The 14,721-nt window shown below is 35.8% G+C and carries 18 protein-coding genes; 8 read left to right on the forward strand and 10 right to left on the reverse strand.

Annotation, left to right across the window (positions count from 1 at the left end):
- Positions 1 to 13 precede the first annotated feature (13 nt).
- Positions 14 to 922 (forward strand): ABC transporter ATP-binding protein, encoded by a 909-nt coding sequence (locus GSB9_02018; GenBank protein UKM65449.1) that lies wholly within the window; start codon positions 14 to 16, stop codon positions 920 to 922.
- Here GSB9_02018 and GSB9_02019 read toward each other — a convergent pair.
- From GSB9_02019 to pdxA, 8 genes are all read right to left on the reverse strand, one after another.
- Positions 915 to 1,364 (reverse strand): GreA/GreB family elongation factor, encoded by a 450-nt coding sequence (locus tag GSB9_02019; GenBank protein UKM65450.2) that lies wholly within the window; start codon positions 1,362 to 1,364, stop codon positions 915 to 917. The two genes, GSB9_02018 and GSB9_02019, sit on opposite strands and share 8 nt — an antisense overlap.
- A 34-nt stretch (positions 1,365 to 1,398) precedes the next feature.
- A complete protein-coding gene (locus tag GSB9_02020) occupies positions 1,399 to 2,511 on the reverse strand; it encodes an FAD-binding oxidoreductase (GenBank protein UKM65451.1) in 1,113 nt (370 codons plus the stop codon).
- Between the two features lie 98 nt (positions 2,512 to 2,609).
- A complete protein-coding gene (gene accC, locus GSB9_02021) occupies positions 2,610 to 3,962 on the reverse strand; it encodes an acetyl-CoA carboxylase biotin carboxylase subunit (GenBank protein UKM65452.1) in 1,353 nt (450 codons plus the stop codon).
- Between the two features lie 74 nt (positions 3,963 to 4,036).
- Positions 4,037 to 4,531 carry an acetyl-CoA carboxylase biotin carboxyl carrier protein gene (gene accB / locus GSB9_02022; protein ID UKM65453.1) on the reverse strand — a complete coding sequence of 165 codons (495 nt, stop codon included), beginning with the start codon at positions 4,529 to 4,531 and terminating at the stop codon, positions 4,037 to 4,039.
- 27 nt (positions 4,532 to 4,558) lie between these two features.
- Positions 4,559 to 5,560 (reverse strand): ketoacyl-ACP synthase III, encoded by a 1,002-nt coding sequence (locus tag GSB9_02023; GenBank protein ID UKM65454.1) that lies wholly within the window; start codon positions 5,558 to 5,560, stop codon positions 4,559 to 4,561.
- Between the two features lie 183 nt (positions 5,561 to 5,743).
- On the reverse strand, positions 5,744 to 5,947 hold the full coding sequence (gene rpmF / locus GSB9_02024; GenBank protein ID UKM65455.1) for a 50S ribosomal protein L32: 204 nt from the start codon (positions 5,945 to 5,947) through the stop codon (positions 5,744 to 5,746).
- 8 nt (positions 5,948 to 5,955) lie between these two features.
- Positions 5,956 to 6,495, reverse strand: coding sequence for a DUF177 domain-containing protein (locus GSB9_02025; protein ID UKM65456.1), 540 nt, complete (start codon positions 6,493 to 6,495; stop codon positions 5,956 to 5,958).
- Positions 6,496 to 6,620: 125 nt separating this feature from the next.
- A complete protein-coding gene (pdxA, locus tag GSB9_02026; GenBank protein UKM65457.1) occupies positions 6,621 to 7,673 on the reverse strand; it encodes a 4-hydroxythreonine-4-phosphate dehydrogenase PdxA in 1,053 nt (350 codons plus the stop codon).
- A 77-nt stretch (positions 7,674 to 7,750) separates the two neighbouring features.
- Between pdxA and GSB9_02027 the strand changes: the two genes are divergently transcribed.
- Complete coding sequence (locus GSB9_02027; GenBank protein ID UKM65458.1) at positions 7,751 to 8,347, forward strand: riboflavin synthase; 597 nt, start codon at positions 7,751 to 7,753, stop codon at positions 8,345 to 8,347.
- On the opposite strand, the gene GSB9_02028 is transcribed toward GSB9_02027, so the two are convergent.
- The gene (locus GSB9_02028; protein UKM65459.1) at positions 8,344 to 8,553 is read right to left on the reverse strand and encodes a hypothetical protein; all 210 of its coding nucleotides are present in this window, start codon (positions 8,551 to 8,553) and stop codon (positions 8,344 to 8,346) included. The two genes, GSB9_02027 and GSB9_02028, sit on opposite strands and share 4 nt — an antisense overlap.
- A gap of 289 nt (positions 8,554 to 8,842) precedes the next feature.
- On the opposite strand from GSB9_02028, the gene dcm reads away from it, so the two are divergent.
- Positions 8,843 to 10,078, forward strand: coding sequence for a DNA (cytosine-5-)-methyltransferase (gene dcm / locus GSB9_02029; protein UKM65460.1), 1,236 nt, complete (start codon positions 8,843 to 8,845; stop codon positions 10,076 to 10,078).
- Entirely contained in the window at positions 10,078 to 10,704 is a 627-nt protein-coding gene (locus GSB9_02030; GenBank protein ID UKM65461.1) for a hypothetical protein, read from the forward strand. The genes dcm and GSB9_02030 overlap by 1 nt, the downstream gene beginning before the upstream one ends.
- Here GSB9_02030 and GSB9_03325 read toward each other — a convergent pair.
- Positions 10,663 to 10,818, reverse strand: coding sequence for a hypothetical protein (locus GSB9_03325; protein UOR30049.1), 156 nt, complete (start codon positions 10,816 to 10,818; stop codon positions 10,663 to 10,665). The genes GSB9_02030 and GSB9_03325 overlap by 42 nt on opposite strands.
- On the opposite strand from GSB9_03325, the gene GSB9_02031 reads away from it, so the two are divergent.
- From GSB9_02031 to GSB9_02034, 4 genes are all read left to right on the forward strand, one after another.
- Positions 10,817 to 11,698, forward strand: a complete 882-nt coding sequence (locus GSB9_02031) for a carbohydrate kinase (GenBank protein ID UKM65462.1) — start codon at positions 10,817 to 10,819, stop codon at positions 11,696 to 11,698. The two genes, GSB9_03325 and GSB9_02031, sit on opposite strands and share 2 nt — an antisense overlap.
- A 108-nt stretch (positions 11,699 to 11,806) precedes the next feature.
- Positions 11,807 to 13,420 (forward strand): tetratricopeptide repeat protein, encoded by a 1,614-nt coding sequence (locus GSB9_02032; protein ID UKM65463.2) that lies wholly within the window; start codon positions 11,807 to 11,809, stop codon positions 13,418 to 13,420.
- Positions 13,421 to 13,517: 97 nt separating this feature from the next.
- Complete coding sequence (locus GSB9_02033; protein UKM65464.1) at positions 13,518 to 14,387, forward strand: phage antirepressor KilAC domain-containing protein; 870 nt, start codon at positions 13,518 to 13,520, stop codon at positions 14,385 to 14,387.
- Between the two features lie 14 nt (positions 14,388 to 14,401).
- Positions 14,402 to 14,698, forward strand: a complete 297-nt coding sequence (locus GSB9_02034) for a DUF262 domain-containing protein (protein ID UKM65465.1) — start codon at positions 14,402 to 14,404, stop codon at positions 14,696 to 14,698.
- The last annotated feature ends 23 nt before the right edge of the window (positions 14,699 to 14,721 follow it).

The raw sequence follows: 14,721 nt of genomic DNA on the forward strand, positions 1-14,721 counted from the left end.
AACTTGCATCCATATGCTAAATGTAAAAAACTTAACTTTTTCTTATAAAAATACACCTGTATTAAAAGGTGTTTCCTTTAAGGCGCAAGCCGGCGAAAACCTAGCTATTATTGGTGAAAGTGGCGTGGGAAAAAGTACTTTGTTAAAAGTATTGTATGGCGAATACGATTTGGATGAAGGGCATATTTTTTGGAAAGATATTGAAATTTTAGGTCCAAAATTTAATTTGGTTGTTGGTTACGATTTTATTAAGTATGTGGCTCAGGAATTCGATTTGATGCCTGTTACATCTGTTGAAGAAAATATAGCCAAACATCTATCACGTTTTTTCCCTGAAGAAAGCCAAAAACGCGTTAACGAATTAATTAAAGTAGTAGAACTTGAAGCCTTTGCAAAAACTAAAGTTAAACGCTTGAGCGGCGGGCAAAAACAACGTGTGGCCTTGGCTAGAGCACTGGCCAAACAACCTGAAATTTTACTTCTCGACGAACCCTTTAGCCATATAGACAACTTTAAAAAGCAGAGCTTAAGGCGTAGCGTTTTTAAATATTTAAAAGAAAACAACATAACGTGCATAGTAGCCACCCACGATAAAAACGATGTTTTGGGTTTTGCAGATAATATAATGGTTTTAAACAACCAAAATATTGAAGCTTATAACACACCCGAAAATCTATATCAAAACCCTAAAACACCATTAATCGCCTCTTTTTTTGGGGAGTTCAATGTCATTGATGGTCAAATTGTTTATGCACATCAGTTAAAAATAGTTCAGCATTCTAAATTAATGGCAATTGTTATATGCAGCTATTTTAAAGGAAGCTCCTTTTTAATTGAAGCCGATTTAGATGGTGAAACGGTATTTTTTGAGCATGAATTAGCTTTGAGAAAAAATGACAAAGTTTATCTATCAATTAGATAATGTCAACAACCTCTATCTTCATATTTCTAAAATTCACAACATCACCAACCGATTTCCCTATTAACAATTTACCGATGGGTGTATTCGCCGAAATCGCATAAAATGTTTGGTCTTCAACAGTCAGTTCTCCGGCGCTAATGGCAATAAAATAGTTGAACTGCGTAGTAAATACAACACTGCCCAAACCAATACTTTTCACTGAATTTTCAATGTTTATTTTAGATAAGTTTTGTTTGGTCTTTTCTATTTCTGCAAGTTGACTTCCTGCTTTTTCGCGCTCTAATTGCAACATAGCCCTACCGGTTTCATGCTTATCTCCAGCACTACTTTTAGTTTCAGAAAGCATTGACTCCTGAATTTCAGAAATGGTGTTGTTTATGGTTTCAAACCGCATTTCTGTATATGCCAAACATTGCCTGTAAAGTTGTTCTTTTATTGACAGTTTTTCCATTTTGCTTTGTTGCTTCTCAACAGTATTAAACTAAATCGACAAGTTGTTTGCCTATCAAACCTCCTATGGCAATCCCCATTCCTCCTAGCCTAACACCACAAAATACATTGTTCGATACTTGTTTTACTATGGCCTTCTTCTGGTGGCCTACCCCCATGATACCACTCCACCTGTGTTCAATTTCAAAGTCTTTATTAGGTAAAATAATTGAACTTAAGATGTCTTCTAATTTATTTTGAATTAAGGAATTTAGGGCGAATTCTGTTGTTTCTTCCGTTTTGAAATCAAGATTTCTTCCGCCGCCAAAGAGGATTCTATTATCAATATTCCTGAAATAATAAAAGCCCCTATCGAGATGAAATGTTCCTTTTATTTGAAGGTTTTTAATGGGTTTTGTAATTACTACTTGTGCTCTGCCCGGTTTAACATTTTCATTGAGTAATTGTGAGGCAAATCCGTTTGTGGCTATTAATAATTTTGAAGTTGAAAACTCAAATCGATTGGTTATTACTTTCACAGTATTATTATTTTCCGAAAAGCTTTCAACCTGTACATTATTTAGGATTTTTACACCTGCAGAATACACTTTTTTGAGTAAGGCAGCCATCATTTTCCCAGTATCAATCTGTCCTTCAAAAGGGTTATAAATAGTCTCTTCTTTTATATTTTGAAAATTGAAATGCTGCTTCTTCAAAGCAAACACTTCAGCTTCAAAAATAGGAAAAAGCATTTGGTTTATGTCCTCAAGATTTGAAAGGCATTCATTAAAAAGTGTATCGTTATTTGGTGTAAATAATTCGTACCCACCGTAGTTTTTATAACCAATAGCTGTGTCACCCAAATTTTGTCTTAACAAGTTAAGGCCATCAACTCTTTTTTTTACCAAATCGAACATCTCCGTTAGCGTATGTGTTTCAAGGTCGCTAAGAATTTCACTAAGGCTCCCGAAACATGCAAAACCAGCATTTTTGGTACTTGCACCTTGCGGCAACATTCCCTTTTCTAAAACAAGAATTTTAGATTTGGGGAATCGCTGCTTCAAATAGAGGGCGCAATTTAAACCCACTATACCGCTACCAACAATACAAAAATCGATATTGGTTAACCATGATTTTATTTCCCAGTAAGACAGGTTCATGATGCTAATTTAAGGCTTTAAACCATACAATCCCTTCGGTTAATATAGAGGTAGCACCATAAAAAAACTCCGAAATTGCTTTCGGAGTTATTATTTTTTTATTCTTCTGATGGTTTTTCCATCTTAAAATCTTCCATGAATTTTGTGGTATAATTACCAGCAACATAATCTGGATGGTCCATAAGCTGTCTATGGAACGGAATAGTAGTTTTTATACCTTCTATAACAAACTCATCTAAAGCACGCTTCATTTTACTAATGGCCTCTTCTCGAGTTTGCGCTGTTGTAATCAACTTTGCAATCATAGAATCGTAGTTAGGCGGAATAGCATACCCTGCATAAACATGGGTATCTAAACGTACACCATGACCTCCTGGCGCATGCAAAGTGGTGATAACACCCGGTGATGGTCTAAAACCATTATATGGGTCTTCTGCGTTGATTCTACATTCTATGGAGTGTAGATTTGGCAAGTAATTCTTTCCAGAAATTGGAACGCCTGCCGCTACTAATATTTGTTCGCGAATTAAATCAAAATCAATAACCTGTTCTGTAATGGGGTGCTCTACTTGGATACGCGTATTCATTTCCATAAAATAGAAATTACGATGCTTATCGACCAAAAATTCGATAGTTCCTGCTCCTTCGTACTTAATGTATTCTGCAGCTTTAACAGCAGCCTCTCCCATTTTTTTGCGCAAAGCTGTTGTCATAAATGGCGAAGGCACCTCTTCGGTTAACTTTTGGTGACGACGCTGTATAGAACAATCGCGCTCCGATAGATGGCAAGCTTTACCATTTGAATCGCCAACAATCTGAATTTCGATATGTCTAGGCTCTTCAATAAGCTTTTCCATGTACATATCATCATTTCCAAAGGCAGCCTTACTTTCTTGTCTGGCTGAATCCCATGCCGCTTTTAAATCTTCAGGCTTAAAAACACCTCGCATACCTTTACCTCCACCACCGGCAGACGCTTTAAGCATTACAGGATACCCCACTTCTTTGGCCAGCTTTTCACACTCCTCGAAATCTTTTATAACCCCTTCACTACCCGGCACACAAGGCACTCCTGCAGCTTTCATGGTCGCTTTTGCGTTAGCTTTATCGCCCATGCGATCAATCATTTCTGGGTCGGCACCAATAAATTTTATACCGTGCTCTTCACAAATTTTTGAAAATTTGGCATTTTCGGAAAGAAACCCATAGCCCGGGTGAATGGCATCGGCATTGGTTATTTCGGCCGCCGAAATAATATTGGACATTTTCAAGTAAGACTCGCTACTTGGCGCTGGACCAATACACACCGCTTCGTCGGCAAATTTTACATGCAAACTTTCAGCATCTGCTTTCGAGTAAACGGCAACCGTTTTAATGCCCATTTCTTTACAGGTTCTAATAACACGAAGTGCTATTTCCCCCCTATTGGCAATCAATATTTTTTTAAACATAACTTTTAAATATTAAAATCTCAAATTCCAAATTCCAACAAATTGGGATTTGTTTTTTGGAATTTTAAAATTGGTTATGATGGATCTACTAAAAATAAAGGTTGATCAAATTCTACAGGTGAAGAATCGTCAACCAATATTTTTACAATTTTTCCTGAAACTTCAGATTCTATTTCGTTAAAAAGCTTCATTGCTTCAATAATACAAAGCACATCGCCTTCGGCTATGGTTTGCCCTACCTCAACAAACAATGGCTTATCTGGAGAAGGTTTTCTATAGAATGTACCTATAATTGGCGATTTTATTGTAATGTATTTAGAGTCGTCGTCTGCTTTTGCAGGTGCCGCTGGTTCGGCTGCTTTTGCAGGGGCTGCTGCCTCTGCTGGTGGAGCTGCCACTACCTGCTGCGGTATTTGGGCTGGAACCGGTGCATACTGTACCGATGGATTTTTATCTGAATCCGATCCTGTTCTGATAGTGATTTTTACATCATCCATCTCTAGTTTAACCTCACTTGCCCCAGATTTGGCAACAAATTTGATAAGGTTTTGAATCTCTTTTATATCCATAATTTACTAATTTTTGTTAGTGGGTTGTTAGTTTTTTGAATTATAGGCCCATTTTAAATAGATGGCGCCCCAATTGAATCCGCCTCCAAAAGCGGCAAAAATAATATTATCGCCTTTTTTAAGTTGTGATTCGTAATCGTTTAAAAGTAGAGGTAGCGTAGCCGAGGTTGTGTTTCCATATTTATGGATGTTCACCATTACCTTCTCTTCTTCTAAATTTATGCGTTGCGCCGTAGCATCAATAATACGTTTGTTGGCTTGGTGCGCTGCTAGCCAATCTACATTGTCTTTTGTTAAATTATTTCGCTCTAAAACCTTTACAGTGGCATCAGCCATATTGAACACAGCATTTTTAAAAACGGTACGTCCTTCTTGAAAGGCGTATTGTCCGCCTTTTGCCATAGCCTCTTCGGTAATAGGAAAGGAAGACCCTCCGTATGTTGCCTGTAAAAATTCGCGACCTGTTCCATCACTTCTTAAGTATTCGTCTTGAAGCCCTAAATTTTCTTCATTAGGCTCGAATAACACCGCTCCGGCACCATCACCAAAAATAATACAGGTAGCACGGTCTTTATAGTTTATGATTGACGACATTTTATCGGCACCTATCAACAATACATTTTTATAGCGTCCAGATTCTATGTAACTGGCTGCTACTGACATGCCATACAAAAAACTCGAACAAGCGGCATCCATATCGAATGAAAAGGCATTGGTTGCCCCAATTTCTGATGCAGTAAACGATGCCGTTGAAGCCGCTTTCATATCTGGAGTTGCTGTTGCAACGATAACAAGTTCTATATCTTTTGGATCGATGCCCTTCTTGTTTATAAGGTCTTGGGCTGCTTTAATGGCAAGAAACGATGTACCTTTTCCTTCATCTCTTAGAATTCGACGCTCTTTGATTCCTGTTCTGGTTGTAATCCATTCATCATTGGTCTCAACCATGTTTTCAAGCATCTGGTTGGTCAATACATATTCTGGCACATATGCACCTACAGCTGTAATTGCCGCTGAGATTTTACTCATACCTTTTAAATTATTTCGATTAAAAAATCGTTAAAAATAGGGGAAAACGCTCAATATTTTACGAAAACTACTAAATTTTGACGTAATAATTTGCAAATTACGTGTTTTTGTGATTTAGAAAAAGTATTTCATAAAAAAAACGCTCAACAATGAGCGTTTTAATATATGCTTGCATAATTGTTTTTATGCTAAGTTCTCTACTTCTTCTGAATTGTCAATTAATACTTGACCTCTGTAGTATAATTTTCCTTCATGCCAGTGTGCTCTGTGGTAAAGGTGCGCTTCACCAGTTGTTGGACATGTTGCAATCTGTGGCGCAGTTGCTTTATAGTGCGTTCTTCTTTTATCTCTTCTTGTTTTCGAGATTTTTCTTTTAGGATGTGCCATTTTATATATTATTTATCCGTTAATAATTTCTTTAATTTATTCCATCGAGGATCAATTTCCTCTTCCTCTTCTTTTTCTTCTTTTTGCTTGGGTCTTAATTCTTCTAATCTTTTAAGTATGTCTGAATCTAGAGAGCCATCTTCAATTCCTGGGTGTGTTCTTTTTAATGGAACGGCCAAGATTATCATTTCGTAAATATATTGTTGTATGTTTATTTCGAAGGTACCATGAGGAACAATCAAAATATCAACAAATTCATCATTGTACTCCTCCCCAAATTTTACAACCAAATTGAATTCATTTTCAATAGTTTGGTTATAAGGCTCGTTAGTGAGGTCGCAATTAATGTTTACCCATCCAGAGATTTTAAAATGCAACTCTAAAAATGTCGATTTTTTTTCAAGCTCAACATCAACTAATACGTTTACATCATTAAAATCCTCATACTCAAAATGCTCAAAGAACGTTTGCTCAATTTTGTAGTCAAAATGATGCTTCCCTATTTTCAACCCAACAAATGGAATTGTAAATTCTTTTAATAGCTTCATTTTCAACATCTATTTTGAGCCTGCAAATATATAAATTTTTATTTACGCCACATGACTTATAAACATTTTTTTGTTTATATCTTTTAATCTATTGATTTTAAAGTTTATTTACTAATTATGAGCACTTAACGTCGCTCCTTTCTTGGCGCTTTTTTGAGTGGGTTTTTGGTTAATTTTTTGTAACTCCTTCTATTTCTAAAAATTTGAATAGCACTAAAAACAGCTTCTTTGAACGAGTTTTCATCAGCCTTGCCTTTTCCTGCAATTTCAAAAGCGGTACCGTGATCTGGAGAGGTCCTTACTTTATTTAAACCCGCAGTAAAATTTACGCCTTGCCCAAACGACAGCGTTTTAAAAGGCACCAAGCCTTGATCGTGGTACGAGGCTATTATGGCATCGAAATTTTTGTAATTGTTGGAACCAAAAAAGCTATCTGCGGCATAGGGGCCAAAAACCAGTTTGCCATCTTCTTTTATTTTTTTTAGTGTTGGCCTTAACACATCATCGTCTTCGCTACCAATTACACCATTATCGCCGGTATGCGGATTAATCCCCAGTACAGCAATTTTAGGTTTTTGTATTTTAAAATCACGTTTTAGCGAATCGTAAACAGTTTCTATTTTTTTCTCGATTAATTCGGGCGTAATATGGTTGGCTATATCCTTAACCGGCACATGGTCTGTTAAGAGCCCTACCCGCAATGTGTCGGTTATCATAAACATTAGGCTTTCCCCCTCCAACTCTTGAGCTAGATAATCGGTGTGTCCCGGGAATTTAAATTTTTCAGATTGGATATTATGCTTATTTATTGGAGCCGTAACCAACACATCGATATCACCATTTTTTAAGGCTTTGGTTGCTTCCTCCAATGATTTTATGGCATATTCGCCTATTTTAAGGTCTTCTTTTCCAAATTCAATATTAACGGGTTCTTTCCAACAATTAAAAACATTTACCTTTCCATGAACCACTTCCGCAAGGTTATTTATACTTTGGAAATTGATTTCGGAATTGAAATGTGATTTTAAAAACGACACCACCTTTATGGAAGCAAAAATCACAGGCGTACAAAAGTCCAACATTCGCGAGTCTTCAAAAGTTTTTAAAACAATTTCGCCCCCAATACCATTTAAATCTCCTATCGATATTCCTACTATTATATTTTCTGCATGCTTCATTTAAAAATGACAACTTTTGTTCGTAGTTTTGAAATTCTTTTTGATTGGCAAATTTAACTAAATAAACAGAGAATAATATGTTTACAGGAATTATTGAAGATATTGGCACAGTTTCAAACTTAAAAACGGAGTTGGATAATCTTCATATATCCATAAAGAGCCTCTTAACTCCTGAATTAAAAATAGACCAAAGTGTAGCGCACAATGGTGTTTGCCTAACCGTTGTTGCTATTAATGGTGATGAATATACAGTAACAGCTATTAAGGAAACTTTAGAAAAAACCAATCTAGCAACATTACAGATTAACGATAAAGTAAATCTGGAGCGCGCTATGAAATTGGGCAACCGTTTGGATGGGCATATCGTACAGGGACATGTTGACCAAACTGCCGTTTGCACTTCGATAAAAGAAGAAAGTGGAAGCTGGGTGTTTACTTTTAGTTACGACACTTCACTTAGCAACATGACTATTGAAAAAGGTTCGATTACTGTTAACGGCACAAGTCTAACTGTTGTAAACTCCAAGCAAGATAGCTTCAGTGTAGCGATAATTCCGTACACTTATGAGCACACAAACTTTAATACTTTTAAAGAAGGAACTATTGTTAATTTAGAATTTGATGTTTTAGGGAAATACGTGGCAAGACTTACAGAACTTAACAAAAATAGTTAATCATTATTTTTATTGAACAGTAACTTTTTAACACCATAAAATAGCGCAAAAACCACACCAAAAAGAACACCGCCATCAATAGGAGTGCCTACCGGAGGAGGAGGAGCGCCAGGTGGCGGAGGCGTTGGCCCAACTTGAGCAGCACATACAATACTTATTAATACAAATAAGATTGAGGCAAATATTCTTTTAATTTGTATTGTCATCTGGGTTACAAATGTATGAAAAAAAGCGATTTTAAAAAATTTTTGTAATTTTTACGCACAAAAATCATCTGTGAAACGTAAAAATACTCGACGAAACACACTTTGTAAGCTTTCAAAAACTAAGAAACAAAACAATTTCATTTCTTTATTTCCAACAAATATATGTATTATTTAATTTAAATTTTACATGAGTTCGTCGTTAATAAGAACTTTATAAAAGTTTTCGTTTGTATAAAAAGCACTTTATTTCATTATATATTTTTGTGTTCTGTACTTTCTTATTTTTAAAATGCAAAACAACAAACTAAAAGTAGTAGAGCTTTTTGCTGGAGTTGGCGGTTTTAGGTTAGGGCTAGAAGTCAACAACTACAAGGTGATTTGGAGCAACCAATGGGAACCTTCAACAAAAACACAACATGCGTCTATGGTTTACGAGGCACGATTTGGCAAAGACAACCACAGTGATGCCGATATCGCCACCGTGGCAACAAAAGATATTCCTGACCATGATGTGTTGGTAGGCGGTTTTCCGTGTCAGGATTATTCCGTGGCCACCACCCTGCATAACTCTAAAGGCTTAAAAGGCAAAAAAGGTGTGCTTTGGTGGTCTATCCACCGAATTTTGGAGGAAAAGAAAAACAGACCCAAATACCTTTTTTTAGAAAACGTAGATCGGCTTTTAAAATCGCCATCAACGCAACGTGGTCGCGATTTCGCTGTAATGCTACAAAGCCTAAACCTGTTAGGATACGCCGTAGAATGGCGCGTTATAAATGCTGCCGATTACGGCATGCCCCAGCGCCGCCGACGCGTATTTTTTATTGGTTACCATAAAACATCGCCCATTTATAAACGTATCGAAAACACCAACAAAATAAACTGGCTTATTGAAGACGGCACCATAGCCAAAGCGTTTCCTGTTGAAAAAAATAATTCAATACAAGAAATTGAACTAAAAGGTAATTTGGTTGACATCACCAATAACTTTAATAAAAATGGCAAACTATCACCTTTTCAAAATTCCGGCCTTTTAATTAACGATAAAGTTTATACCACAAAAACCACCCCTTCTTACGAAGGAAAAAAAACGGTTTTGGCCGATGTTTTACAAAATGGCGAAGTTACCCCCGAGTTTTTTTTAAGCGAAACCGACAAACCTAAATGGGAATACCTAAAAGGTGCCAAAAAAGAAAAGCGAAAAACCAAAGCGGGATTTGAATACAATTATAGTGAAGGCGCCATGATTTACCCAGACCCCTTAGACAATGCCTCACGTACCATAATTACAGGCGAGGGCGGCAAATCGCCCTCGCGTTTTAAACATGTTGTGGCCACGAAAAGCGGCCTTAGACGGTTAACGCCCGTAGAACTGGAGCGACTCAATATGTTCCCCGATAACCACACCAAACTCGAAGGCATTACCGATACCAAACGAGCCTTTTTTATGGGCAACGCACTCGTTGTGGGCGTGGTTGAAAAAATAGGTAAGGCGCTTTACAACCAAGTAACCAAAGCATATAAATAGTGTCTAATTTTAAATTCGACTTAGAACAAGAGCACATTCTGAATACTTATTTAGACGACGTTTATGAATCGAAAAAATTAAAATTTTCACGCATTACAGATTTTAACAAGCAACATCAAGGCATCGACATTATATTTCATCACAACTCGAACGATTACTTTATTGATGAAAAAGCCCAATTGCATTATCTTAACCAAGATTTACCCACATTTACATTCGAACTATCATACCTTAATAAAAACCACGAAATTAAAGAAGGGTGGCTGTTGGACACGTCTAAAAAGACACATTATTACTTTTTAATTACCGCCATTATTTTAAAAACAGGTAAAACAAAGCTGACTGACCGCAACGATATTAAATCAGTAAAAATTACCAGTGTTAACCGAAGCAAATTGATTGGACACCTGAAACATCATGGCTTAACGCGGCATGAGCTTGAAGCGTACGATTACAGCATAAGGCACGCCCAATCTTTTGGAAAAAACACCATTCCAGAATTGGATAAAAAATCGGCCGGAATAATTTATTACACAAAACACCTCAACGAACAACCTATGAACTTACAACTCCGCCTTCAATATTTAATCGATTGCCGTATTGCCAAAGCATTCCATGGGTTTTAGTGGTTCTTTTAAATCATCAAAAGCCACCTTAATATTGAAAAAAACCTGTATTTCGCGCCATTTCATTTGTGTATTATAGATTTTTTCACCACTTTGAACCAAAAGTGTATCCATGAGTAAAATAGTCTGTTTTGGTGAAATTTTATGGGATGTATTTCCTGAGCATAGAAATATTGGCGGAGCCCCATTAAACGTTGCAAGTAGATTGAGCGCATTTGGCCACGACATATCGATGGTTAGCGCCATAGGCGCAGATGTTTGGGGAGAGAAATTATTACAATATCTCAATGAAAACAACATAAATACAGATAACATTCAAGTGCTTTACAAGTATAAAACCGGTAAAGTTAAAGTAAAGCTGAGCGAAAAAGGCTCGGCAACCTACGATATAAAACAACCCCGAGCTTGGGATAAAATACTGTTAACAGACGAAGCACAAAACATAGTTAAAAATGCTGATGCCTTTGTTTTTGGGAGTTTAGCAGCGCGAGATGAAACATCCAGAGAAACGCTGTACAGCTTAATAGAATTGGCTAAATACAAAATTTTCGACCTTAATTTAAGGCCTCCGCATTACACCAGAGATGTGCTTTTTCATTTAATGGATAATGCCGATTTTATTAAGTTTAATGATGACGAACTTTACGAGGTTAGCCAGCTTATGGGCTCAAAATACAAATCTTTGGAACAAAACCTCTATTTAATAGCCGAAAAAACCAATACCAAGCATATTTGTGTTACCAAAGGCGAACACGGCGCCGTTTTATTGTACAACGGCAAACTTTATTACAATAGCGGCTACATTACTAAAGTTGTAGACACTGTTGGGGCTGGCGACTCGTTTTTAGGGTCGTTAATTAGTCAACTTTTAAATGAAACCACCCCTCAGAAAGCTATCGATTTTGCCTGTGCGGTTGGTGCTTTGGTAGCCGGAAACGAAGGAGCCAATCCCAAGATCTCGGATGAAGCAATTACGAGGTTTATGGAGCCTTGATTCTAAATGGATATTTAAATAAGTTATTACATTTGAGAAATGAAACAACTTTCGGTATCATTCCTCTTTTTTACGATGTTCAATTTTGGGTTCTGCACAAATATCAACTTGACAAAACAACAAATTGATAGCACATCATACTACTCAAATTTAGCCAATAACCCCAAAACTAGTACAAGTTTAGTTCAATCTTATGTCTTTTTTAATAAAGCTTTCGAAAAAAATATTCGTTCAAAGGATACTATTTCGGCAATTAACAGTCTAAGACAATTATCAATAATACAATTTGGCCTTGGAGACTATTATGGTAGTGAAACGAGTGCCGTTGAAGCGTTGAAACTATTAAGTAGTATTTCAGATAAAAAAATTTTATCACAAAGCAAAGTAGGGCTCTACAATCAACTTGGAAGAATATATAATATGTTGATGGAATACAATGAAGCCATCAAATATTACAAAAAAGCGTTAAAACACACCACTAACCAAGGCTATATCAATATTATTAGAAATAATATAGGTTTAATTTATTTAGACCAATCAAATTACACTAGAGCTGAAAGCGAATTTTTAGAAGTTTATAAAAATAGTATCCCGCTTAAAGACAAAAAACAAACTGCTCGGGCTTTAGATAATTTAGGGCTTGCCCAGCTCAAACTAAACAAGCAAGAAGCGCTGCACAATTTACAGGATGCCTTGCAAATAAGGCTAAAAATTGACGACTCGAAAGGCCTTTATTCAAGCTATAAAAACCTATCGACCTACTTCAAGGCAAAAGACGACAAGAACACTGCTAACCATTATGCAAAAAAAGCCTATGAGGCTGCAAAAAAACTAAATAGCCCATCGTTTGTAGAAGATGCCCTTTCAAATTGGATAACTTTAAATCCAACCGCCATGGTGTTGGAGTACCAAAAGTTAAAGGATAGTATTGATAAAGCAAAACCTCAAAGACTTCTTGATATAAATAATGATCTACAAGCAAAATTTATTGCTGTCACAGGCAACACTGTTGCTGATTTTAAAGAAAATGCAAAAAAACTATTCGTTAATTCAGGTTTTACAAGTTGGTTTTCAAAAGATGAAAATACAGGAGAAAAGTGGAATTATCGATTAGCCCGATTGTTAGATAAACACACTTGTACATATTGTAATAGAGAGTATATTTTTGTTTATAGAAATCCGTCTGGCAGTGGAAAAAGTATGGTCCCGCAATTTGATCATTGGTTTGCTAAGACAGATTTTCCATTACTTGGTATTTCTTTTTATAATCTAATACCTTCATGTTCTACATGTAATACTATTAAATCATCAACTGAGTTAAATCTAAAGGATCATTTGCACCCATATCTAGATTCTAATATTTCAAGCACATATAATTTTAGTTATTCACCTATTTCTATTTCAGAAAACAAAATAGTATTTAAGAATAGTTCCTTATTTAACACAAAGGGAATTGATACAGTTAGAGCTCTTAATTTGCCTTTAATATATAGAGGTCATTCTAGTAAAGAGTTACAAGACTTAATTGATTTGCGATTTAAGTACTCAGATAATTATCTAAACATACTTTTAGAAAAAACCTTTGGTCATCTTGATGTCCCAAAAGAAGAAATATATAGGTTAATCTTTGGAATTGAATTAGAAGAAGATAAATATCACAAACGTGTTTTTAGTAAGTTCAAAAATGATATAATTAAAGAATTGCTTTCAATTAAAAATTAAATATGCAAACACAAAAATATTCCGTCAATCAACACCCAATAGAAACGCTTTTATCTTGGGTAAAATCAAGCCAAATAATAAAATAAAACCAAATCATATGAAATTAATATCTACAACTCAATTAGCTAAAATTAAAAGTATAGAAACCAAAGATTTATTTAATCAACTAGCCAATAATGGATGGATTTATAAAAAAGACGATAAGTGGCAATTAACACAAGATGGCAGAGTAGCTGGAGGCGATACCAAATACACTCCTAAATACGGGGAATATGTCGTATGGCCATCAAATTTAGACTTAGACCAATCAATCAGCGCCAAAGAACTTTTGAATCCAACTAAAATTGGAGAGCACTTTAAAATTTCTAATAGAAGAGTCAATTTGTACCTCTCCGAAATAGGTTGGATAAACAAGAATTTAGATGGTTGGAATGTAACAAAAGCTGGAGAAAAAAATGGAGGTCATCAAATGGAGTCAAAAAACGGAGTGCCCTATGCGCTTTGGGATGAAAGCATTTTGAATAATAAGCACTTGGTCAGAACAATAAAAATTGGAGAAGGTCATGAGGTTGAACAAATTTCTGAGTATTCCCAAACAGGTGATGAAGAAATGGATTTCCGCTTAAAAATTAAGGCAGAAAAAAGAACCTCTGATGGCCATTATGTTAGAAGTAGAGCTGAACTTTTAATAGATAACTTCTTCTATAACAATGGAATCGTTCATGCCTATGAAAAAAAGCTAAATATTGATGAGGACATGTACTGTGACTTTTATTTGCCAGAAAATAAAATTTATGTAGAGTTTTGGGGTATGTCCGACCCTAAATATTTAGAACGAAAAAAGAGAAAACTCGAATTATACAGTAAGTATAATTTTATTTTAGTAGAACTGGATGATTCCGACCTTGAAAACTTAGACGAAAATTTGCAATCTAAATTAAGAAAGGTTGGTTTAGTGGTTCATTAAAAAACATAAATATTATGCAAACACAAAAATATTCGGTCAATCAACATCCCATAGAAACCCTATTATCTTGGGTAAAATCGGGCGAAATAGCCATACCCGAAATACAGCGCCCTTTTGTTTGGAAATCAAGTAAGGTAAGAGATTTAATGGATTCCCTTTATAAAGGCTATCCCATAGGCTACATCATTTCATGGCGTAACCATAATGTAAAATTAAAGGATGAGTCTATGTCAGAAGGCAAAAAGATTCTAATCGATGGGCAACAACGTATTACCGCTCTAAGAGCAGCTATTCTGGATGCGGAGGAATGAGAAGATTTTAAATAACTATACTA

This window comes from Flavobacteriaceae bacterium GSB9 (assembly GCA_022749295.1).
Lineage (GTDB): Bacteria > Bacteroidota > Bacteroidia > Flavobacteriales > Flavobacteriaceae > Flavisericum.